Origin of the sequence: Sulfurimonas sp., assembly GCF_028694605.1 — a bacterium.
Taxonomy (GTDB): Bacteria; Campylobacterota; Campylobacteria; order Campylobacterales; family Sulfurimonadaceae; genus Sulfurimonas.
Genome location: NZ_JAQVKP010000002.1, coordinates 132,860 through 142,008 on the forward strand (window position 1 = coordinate 132,860; position 9,149 = coordinate 142,008).

At 36.0% G+C, this 9,149-nt stretch carries 4 protein-coding genes and 1 CRISPR repeat array; all 4 genes read left to right on the forward strand.

The window, feature by feature from the left end; translation table 11 throughout:
- The first annotated feature begins 63 nt into the window (after positions 1–63).
- Genes cas9 through cas4 form a run of 4 tightly spaced genes read left to right on the forward strand, consistent with a single transcriptional unit; the run spans position 64 to position 5,903 of the window.
- Positions 64–4,050, forward strand: coding sequence for a type II-B CRISPR-associated RNA-guided endonuclease Cas9/Csx12 (gene cas9, locus PHY84_RS02250; protein WP_299857295.1), 3,987 nt, complete (start codon positions 64–66; stop codon positions 4,048–4,050).
- Positions 4,043–5,041, forward strand: a complete 999-nt coding sequence (gene cas1, locus PHY84_RS02255; protein ID WP_299857298.1) for a CRISPR-associated endonuclease Cas1 — start codon at positions 4,043–4,045, stop codon at positions 5,039–5,041. The genes cas9 and cas1 overlap by 8 nt, the downstream gene beginning before the upstream one ends.
- A gap of 3 nt (positions 5,042–5,044) precedes the next feature.
- The gene (cas2, locus tag PHY84_RS02260; protein WP_299857300.1) at positions 5,045–5,335 is read left to right on the forward strand and encodes a CRISPR-associated endonuclease Cas2; all 291 of its coding nucleotides are present in this window, start codon (positions 5,045–5,047) and stop codon (positions 5,333–5,335) included.
- Positions 5,322–5,903 carry a CRISPR-associated protein Cas4 gene (gene cas4, locus PHY84_RS02265; protein ID WP_299857302.1) on the forward strand — a complete coding sequence of 194 codons (582 nt, stop codon included), beginning with the start codon at positions 5,322–5,324 and terminating at the stop codon, positions 5,901–5,903. Before cas2 ends, cas4 begins: the two co-directional genes overlap by 14 nt.
- 237 nt (positions 5,904–6,140) lie before the next feature.
- Positions 6,141–9,132: a CRISPR direct-repeat array (repeat unit 37 nt; unit sequence GCGACACTTTACCACAACACCGCTTAGCTAGTGAAAC).
- Positions 9,133–9,149: the final 17 nt, after the last annotated feature.

Below are 9,149 nucleotides of genomic sequence, written 5' to 3' on the forward strand. Positions count from 1 at the left end.
TCAAAAAATACTTTTTTTCACGGTTTATGATATACTGCACTAAAAAAGTATGGATTATATAGCATGACATCTGTTTTAAGTTTAGATTTGGGCGGTAAAAATACTGGGTTTTTTAGTTTTACATCGCAAGATGTTTCAAAAATAGAGGATTTTCAATCAGGCACTATCATCTATCATGAGAGTTTTGTGTTATCGCAAGTTGGGCGAAGAGGCAAAAGGCATACAAAACGGAATAATCTAAGAAACAAACTTGTCAAGCGGTTATTTTTACTGATTTTGCAAAAACATTATGGTTTAGATTTGCAATTTTTACCAGATGAGATTTTGGGGCTTTTTAATAAGCGGGGTTATACCTATGCTAGTTTTGAAATTGATGATGACAAAAGAGAAAAACTAGAAAGCGATGAGTTAAGAGAAGTTTTAGAGGATAGGTTTGGGCAAATTACTCAAGATAGTATCGAGAGGTTTTTAACTGATTTTGCTTCAAATGAAGATGAATTCAAAAAGTTTTTTGGAGAATTTAAATTTTTTAAAGAAGAAAAATCAAAAGAGAAACTATCAAAAGAGTTAAAAAGTGGACTAAAAATCGTAGAAGATATTTTAAATGACCACGATAAGCAACAAAATCAAGGCAATCTTCCACGAGCAAAATATTTTACAGAGCTTAATCTTGAGATAGTTCAAAACGAAAAAATTCAAGAATTTTTTAGAACTCATAATCTTCAAATACAAGATATCCAAAATCTTATAGGTAATCTTTCAAACTATCAACTAAAAGAGCTAAGAAGATATTTTAACGATATTGCTATGAAAAATAGCGATATTTGGAAGCCTGAACAACTTCACAAAGTGACTTGGAGGTTTATACAGAGTTGGCATTCAAAAAATGACGAAGATAAAGTAAGACAAAAAGAGAATTTAAAAGAGTTAAAAGCTAAAAATATTATAGAATTTTTAACCTCTACAAATCCGATAATGACAATTCCACCATATGATGATATGAATAATCGTGGAGCCGTAAAGTGCCAAACTTTAAGGCTTAATGAAGAGTATTTAAACAAGTATTTACCAAATTGGAGAAATATTACAGAGAAATTAGCAAGTGAAAATCAAAAAGAGAATTTAGAAGACTCAACAGTAAGAGGATATAGTACAGATAGCACTCTTTTACACCGTATTTTGGATACTTCAAGTCAAATTGATGAATACGAACTAAGAGCAGAAAAACCATCATTATTACTTCAAAAAACTTTAGGAAGTGATACTGAAAAATTTCATAGTGTTGCAAAAGAGTATTATGAACTTATTCGTTCAAAGGTGAGAACAGGTATTTGGACTTCATCAGATGATATGCTCAAAAAGTGCGACCACAATCCACCCTATAAAAACAACCAAATCCACAATCTTGTCGCTGGGATTTTAGGGGTTAAAATATCTTCTGAGCAGTTTGAAAAATTTGAAACTGAGCTTTGGAATGCAAAATTTGGAAATAAAAAACTCTCAAGTTACTGTAAAAACATAGAAGAACTTAGAAAATCTCATGGAAACCTTTTCAAATCATACATCGAAGAGCTTTTCAAAGAGGACAAAAAAGAGTTTACAAAAGATGAGCAAAATGATAAAAAACTTCTTGATTTAAAAGTTTTAAATGAGTGGGTAGAAAAAATCAGAGAAATTTTTGGTATTGAAGAGAAATACAGAGCAAGATTTAACAATCACTTTTCAATGGCACAGCTTCACACCATCATCGACACAAAAAGAAGCGGATTTAATAGCACTTGCAAATGGTGTAGTGCTGAAAATCAATACAGGGCTTCAACAAATATAGAGATAAATCAAGAAACCGGCGAAGTTATTACTAATGCAAACTGCCAACGACTTCCGGCAGATACACAAAGACCTTTTTCTGGCAAGATAGAACGATACATAGATAAATTAGGCTATGAAATAGCAAAAATTAAAGCCAAAGAGATAGAGGCGATTGATGATAAAAAGATAGATTTAAAAATCATATTAGAGCAAAATGCTTTTGAATATGAAGAATCTATACGAAGTGCTAAAATAAAAAATGCCAATGCTAAAGCAAAAAAATCTCTTGAAGATGCAACAGTAAAATACAAAAAAAGTTTAGATGATAAATCTGATAGGATAAAAGCTTTTAGTAGTGGAATATGTCCATATTGTGGCGAAAATTTAGGAGATGATGGCGAAATAGACCATATTTTACCAAGAAGTTATACACTGAAAAAATATGACACGGTTTTTAATAGTGAGGGCAATTTGCTTTTTGTACACCAAAAGTGTAACCAAGCAAAACTTGCAAAAACAAACTATACTTTGCAAGATTTAAAAATAGATATTTCTCAAAAATGGATAGAAGAACAAATAGCAACTATCAAAAACTATAAGACTTTTACTATTCTTACCCAACCACAACAAAAAGCTTTTAAGTATGCCCTGTTTTTAAATGCTAACAATAAAGCTTATCAAAAAGTAGTCGGTTGGCTGCGAACCGACCAAAGCTCAAGAGTAAACGGTACACAAAAATATTTAGCAAAAAAAATCCAAGAAAAATTAAAAGCGATGCTTCCAAACAAAGAGTTTGATTTTGAGTTTATTTTGGCTGATGCGAACGATGTTCATGATTTGAGAAATACTTATGCAAAAGAAAATCCGCTTCTTCAAAAACCAGATACTCAACCCCCATCAAGCCATACCATAGATGCGATTATGGCATTCTTGAGCGTGTATCCAAAAGTGGCAAGAAAAGAAGAGCTTCCGAACAGTCAAAAAGTTATCCAATGGATAGAGATAAACAACATAAAAACAAAGTCAAAAGGCAAAATCGATAAAGACAAGATAGCAAATCTTGGAGGAACTACGATTTTTAAAGATAGTATCTATCAAGAGAGGTTCGCACCAATTTACGAGTTTGAGAAGAAGTTCTACACAGGATTTGTGAGTGCAGGAACAAAACCAAATTTTGATAATTGTAATGAGATAAAACAAAAAGATTTTGAGAGTGTAAAACCGTATTTTAAAAACAAAATCCAAAAACCTAATGGTCTAAATATATATGAAATAGACAAACAAAAAACTCTCACACTCTTTCATAATATCTCAAAGGGATTAAGCGAAGAGCTAAAATTTGCAGAACTCCTAAACAAATTTAGCTACAACTTGCTAAAAACTTCAGTTTCAGAGGCTCCAAAAATTTTAAAAGACGATAAAAAACTATCAACTAAAATTTATGATAAAACAGTGATTTTGCCTATCAAGCAAGAATGGGTTAATTTTGATAAAGCTTTTAGAAAATATCTTGAAAACAAAGGGATTGAGTACAAAGAAAAAGATGGCAAATACAATGTAGGTGAAGATATTTTGAGTGAATTTTGTAAAAATTACTTCAATATCCAAAACAAACCGATACGAAACAAAGCTAGAAAAGTTTTTTCACTCCCAACGGTTGAGGCTCCAAGTGGTGGATTTAGAATCAAAAGAAAAAATCATAAAGGGGAAAATATCTATCAACTTGTAGGGATTGATGGTGCAAAGTCGGCAGGTTTTGGAATCAAAGATGGCAAAATAAATACAGCGGTAGATGTCACACTTTCAACTTTGGTAAAAAGTAAAAGTATCTCCTTTAAAGACCCACAAAAGATGGAACTTCAAGAGCATATCGATATGGCAAATTTTAGAGATATAACAGATTCTGTAAATCTTGATGGCATTAAAATCTTTGTAGCTCCTGCTTCAACAAATCGTCCATTAGTTAGAACTGTATTAGCTATCAACAAATTTATGCAAATTATTAACAATCAAGATTTTAACTATCTTGAACTAAGTGATTTAAAATTTACAACTGATGAAAGTTTTGGAGTGATAAAAGAAAAATTTGATGAGCTTTTTGAAGGGTGCAATTTTGCTCCTCGAGATAAGTTTAAAATCATCAAGGCAAATACTAAAGGAGTGGAAATAGAGTTTTCAAACAACAATAAAACTATTATGAAACACTATGACAGCGGTGTTGATATTAAGCTAAATGACTAAACACATCTACATAGACGACTACGGCACATTTTTAGGCAAAACTAGTGCCAGACTTACCATTAGCCAAAGCGGGCAGCTTCTGCAAGAGATTGCCCTTAGCCGCATTAGGTCTATCAATATCCTAAAAGGCGGCATTTCGCTTTCAAGTGATTTGATAGAGGCTTGTTCGCTTAGAGGTATCAAGATATTTTTTCTTGATTTTAAAAATGTAGCACACACTTCTTTAAGTAGTACAGCATCTCATGCAGTTGCAAATGTTCGCCGTGCTCAATTTCTTACCATAGAGAGTGATTATGCCAAAGAGATAGCAAGAGCTTTGATACTAGGCAAACTCAAAAATCAAAGAGCAACTTTGCAATACTTCTATAAATACCAAAAAAATACCGACAAACAAAGCCAAAAATTAGATATCGCTATCATAAAAATAAAAGATGTAATTGAAAGCCTTAAAACTATAGAGCTAAAAAATCGTATAGATTGGCTTGGTATAGTTATGGGTAAAGAGGGTGGAGTGGCAAGTATCTATTTTGATGCTATTGGCTCAGAATTACTTAATGATCTTAATTTTTCAAATCGTATCGGACGAGGAGCGGATGATATAGTAAACAGTGCTTTAAATTATGGCTATGCTATTTTGACCTCTTTTGTGTGGCAAAGTGTCATCAATGCAGGGCTTGAACCATTTGCTGGTGTTTTGCATACCAATCGCCCGGGGAAACCATCTTTGGTACTTGATATCATAGAGGAGTACCGTGCTTGGGTAGTAGATAGAAATATCATCAAGCTCAAATCTCATCTAAAAGATAAAAAAAGTCTCGATACTGTTATCAAGAAAAAAATCATCGAAGAAATCAACAACACCATGAACAAAAAATATCTATACAATGGTAAGAATCTATCTTTGCAGGGAATAATGCAAAGACAGGTTTATAAACTAACAGGTGCTTTTATGCAACAAAATCATTACAAAAGCTATATTTTTAAGTGGTAGAAAATGGCACTATATTATGAAGTTTTAATAAGCTATGACATAGAAGAGAACAAAAACCGCAAAAAACTATTTGATGAGTTAAAAGATATGGGTCTTGTGTCTATACAAAAATCTGTATTTTGGGGACACCTCAAAGGTGCTGAAATAACAATTATTTCGCATCTGTTTGATAAATATTGTAGCGATAACGACAAGGCTTTTTTTGTAAAAGCAAATTTAGCTAAAGAGATTTTAAAAAATAGTTTTGGTTATGAAAAACAAGATTTTGAGGTAAAAGAGTTTGAATACATATAAACTACCAATTCACCTTATCCGTCAGTACCTTTTTTGCCCTAGAGTAGTTTATTTTTTAGAAGTGTTAAATATCCCAAAAATTAGCCCCATTTGGGTAAAAGAGGGCGAAACTCATCATAAAAAACAGGCTGAACTTTTTAAGCGAAGAACTTTAGCTAGGTTTGGGCTTGAAAGTGCCGAGTTTAAAAGTAATGTAAATTTGTCACATGATGAATTTGATTTTTATGGTATTTGCGATGGATTGATAATTTCTGATACACATATTTATCCGGTTGAAATAAAGCTTCACGGAAACTCACCAACAAATGCCCAAAAAATGCAGCTTATTGCTTATGGTATATTGGCTGAAAAAAAATTTGGAAAGATTTTTGATTTGGGATTTATACTTTTTGAAAAAAATGGCAAAACAGTGCCTATTAAAATAAATGAAGAAAGCAAACTTGAAGTAGTACAAAAAGTTGATGAAATTATAGAGATGATAAAGCTTGGAAGATTGCCTTACAGTAGTGCAGATGAGGCTAAATGTACGCAATGTGAATTTGAAAATTATTGTAATGATAGATTTTAAATAAAAAATCCGCAGATTCGTCCCTGCCGGTAAATCGGTGACTGCCATGCGGTGGGCGGTTCTATATATCTTTTCGATGATTTCATAGCATCAAACGATATTGTGGTAAAGTGTCGCAAACAAAGTATAGCAAATTTTTCTAAAAATATATACCTTTTTTTGCAAGGTTTTTATTTTCGAAAAATTTAGATGTCTAAATCCCCTAGAAAGCTCTTAAATGCGATATGTAATAAGGCTGCGACACTTTACCACAACACCGCTTAGCTAGTGAAACCTCTAAAGTATTTCTGCTGTGTCTCGAGCGTTCTATGCGACACTTTACCACAACACCGCTTAGCTAGTGAAACCGTCATCTGTGAAGTTGTCCGACTTGTCGAACTGTCGCGACACTTTACCACAACACCGCTTAGCTAGTGAAACGAAGTAGTGGACGGCGACTTATGCGAGTTAGACGCTGGCGACACTTTACCACAACACCGCTTAGCTAGTGAAACTTAATATACACATGACTGAAGTAGGACGCAGTTAGCGACACTTTACCACAACACCGCTTAGCTAGTGAAACACCATGAGTACCAGGGCTATAAAAGCCGCTATGTTAGCGACACTTTACCACAACACCGCTTAGCTAGTGAAACCTAACGAGTCCGAGGCGATATCTGTAGCCATAGCTGCGACACTTTACCACAACACCGCTTAGCTAGTGAAACCTCTCCTCACAACTTATATATAAAAATTATATGCGACACTTTACCACAACACCGCTTAGCTAGTGAAACGGCGTAACTAAAACTAAGTTAGCGCGTACGCTTGGGCGACACTTTACCACAACACCGCTTAGCTAGTGAAACAGGAAATACACAGAGTAACGCCGGCTAAGTTTAACGGCGACACTTTACCACAACACCGCTTAGCTAGTGAAACTTAAAGACGGATTAAAAAGAATTGCTCTCACATCAGCGACACTTTACCACAACACCGCTTAGCTAGTGAAACTATATGGGGAGTAAGCGTAAACTAGCTAAGCCTAGCGACACTTTACCACAACACCGCTTAGCTAGTGAAACCCAAAACGCTATAATTATTAAAAAGGTAAGATTAGCGACACTTTACCACAACACCGCTTAGCTAGTGAAACAGAGCTGTAAAGAGTTCATTTGATAAGGCATAGTGCGACACTTTACCACAACACCGCTTAGCTAGTGAAACTATAGCGGAAGCGAAAAAGCAGTTTGATGATTTTGCGACACTTTACCACAACACCGCTTAGCTAGTGAAACTGTATAAATTTTGCGAGCATTTCGCTTATAAATTGGCGACACTTTACCACAACACCGCTTAGCTAGTGAAACAGTGATTGAGTTTTTGTTTATTGCTTCTACAAATTTAGCGACACTTTACCACAACACCGCTTAGCTAGTGAAACTCCATCTCGGCTACGCCAAAGATTGCATTTATATTGCGACACTTTACCACAACACCGCTTAGCTAGTGAAACCTCTAAGGAATTTTGAGAGGATAGAGATATGACGGCGACACTTTACCACAACACCGCTTAGCTAGTGAAACATTACTTCAAAAATATCATTATCACAAACATAGTGGGCGACACTTTACCACAACACCGCTTAGCTAGTGAAACTTAGCTATGTTGTCAGTATCGGCGTGCTTCTTATCGCGACACTTTACCACAACACCGCTTAGCTAGTGAAACCTAAATGGTGTAGGTGTTGTGTCCAGTATGCTTTCGCGACACTTTACCACAACACCGCTTAGCTAGTGAAACTCCCGCCATTTTCACTTTGCACATTGTAGCCTGCGCGACACTTTACCACAACACCGCTTAGCTAGTGAAACATAGATGATGACTTTGAAGATTTGCCGTTTTAGATGCGACACTTTACCACAACACCGCTTAGCTAGTGAAACGTTAAAAACCATTTCGCCGTTGTTGTTGAATTTTGGCGACACTTTACCACAACACCGCTTAGCTAGTGAAACCCCGCTATTTGAGATAAATCCACTCCTCCTGCTGGCGACACTTTACCACAACACCGCTTAGCTAGTGAAACCTAGTACGCGTAACGCTCTACCAAAGCCGAGAGTGCGACACTTTACCACAACACCGCTTAGCTAGTGAAACCTCCATTCATCATATTCAGAGAATCGGTAAGACCGCGACACTTTACCACAACACCGCTTAGCTAGTGAAACCGCTTCAAACTTTCTCATAACATCTCCTTTAAAAAGCGACACTTTACCACAACACCGCTTAGCTAGTGAAACACAACTATCGTTGCAGGCTGATTGCCGTATTTTGCGACACTTTACCACAACACCGCTTAGCTAGTGAAACAACCAAACAACAGGCGAACAAGTACAAATACAATGCGACACTTTACCACAACACCGCTTAGCTAGTGAAACAAGTGATGACACTTAACGGTGTATTTTGGTATCCAGCGACACTTTACCACAACACCGCTTAGCTAGTGAAACCTTCCCCGCTTTCGCATCTTCCTCTGTATCAGCGTGCGACACTTTACCACAACACCGCTTAGCTAGTGAAACTATCTTAATGCAGTTCTATAATTTGCTTCTCTTTTTAAGCGACACTTTACCACAACACCGCTTAGCTAGTGAAACTCTATCTCAGCTACGCCAAAGATCGCATTTATATGCGACACTTTACCACAACACCGCTTAGCTAGTGAAACATCGGAACTTCTGTAAGCACAGGGAAGTCTAAAGCTGTGCGACACTTTACCACAACACCGCTTAGCTAGTGAAACTACTTACTCCTTCAGTATGGTTTTGTGTGTGTTTAAGCGACACTTTACCACAACACCGCTTAGCTAGTGAAACTTAAAAAGCTCATTTTTGCCGCCCGACTACTTTTAAGCGACACTTTACCACAACACCGCTTAGCTAGTGAAACTATCGGTCGTGGGTTATTATCGTTTTGGCTTATTACGCGACACTTTACCACAACACCGCTTAGCTAGTGAAACTTTTGTGATTTTGCACCGTCAATTATAACATTACTAGGCGACACTTTACCACAACACCGCTTAGCTAGTGAAACATAGAGAGCCGTTCACGCTGGTTCAGGGGCTTAGGCGACACTTTACCACAACACCGCTTAGCTAGTGAAACTGATAAAACTGCGATTGCCGAGATACTCAAAGCTATGCGACACTTTACCACAACACCGCTTAGCTAGTGAAACGGGCAGAAGATACTCGA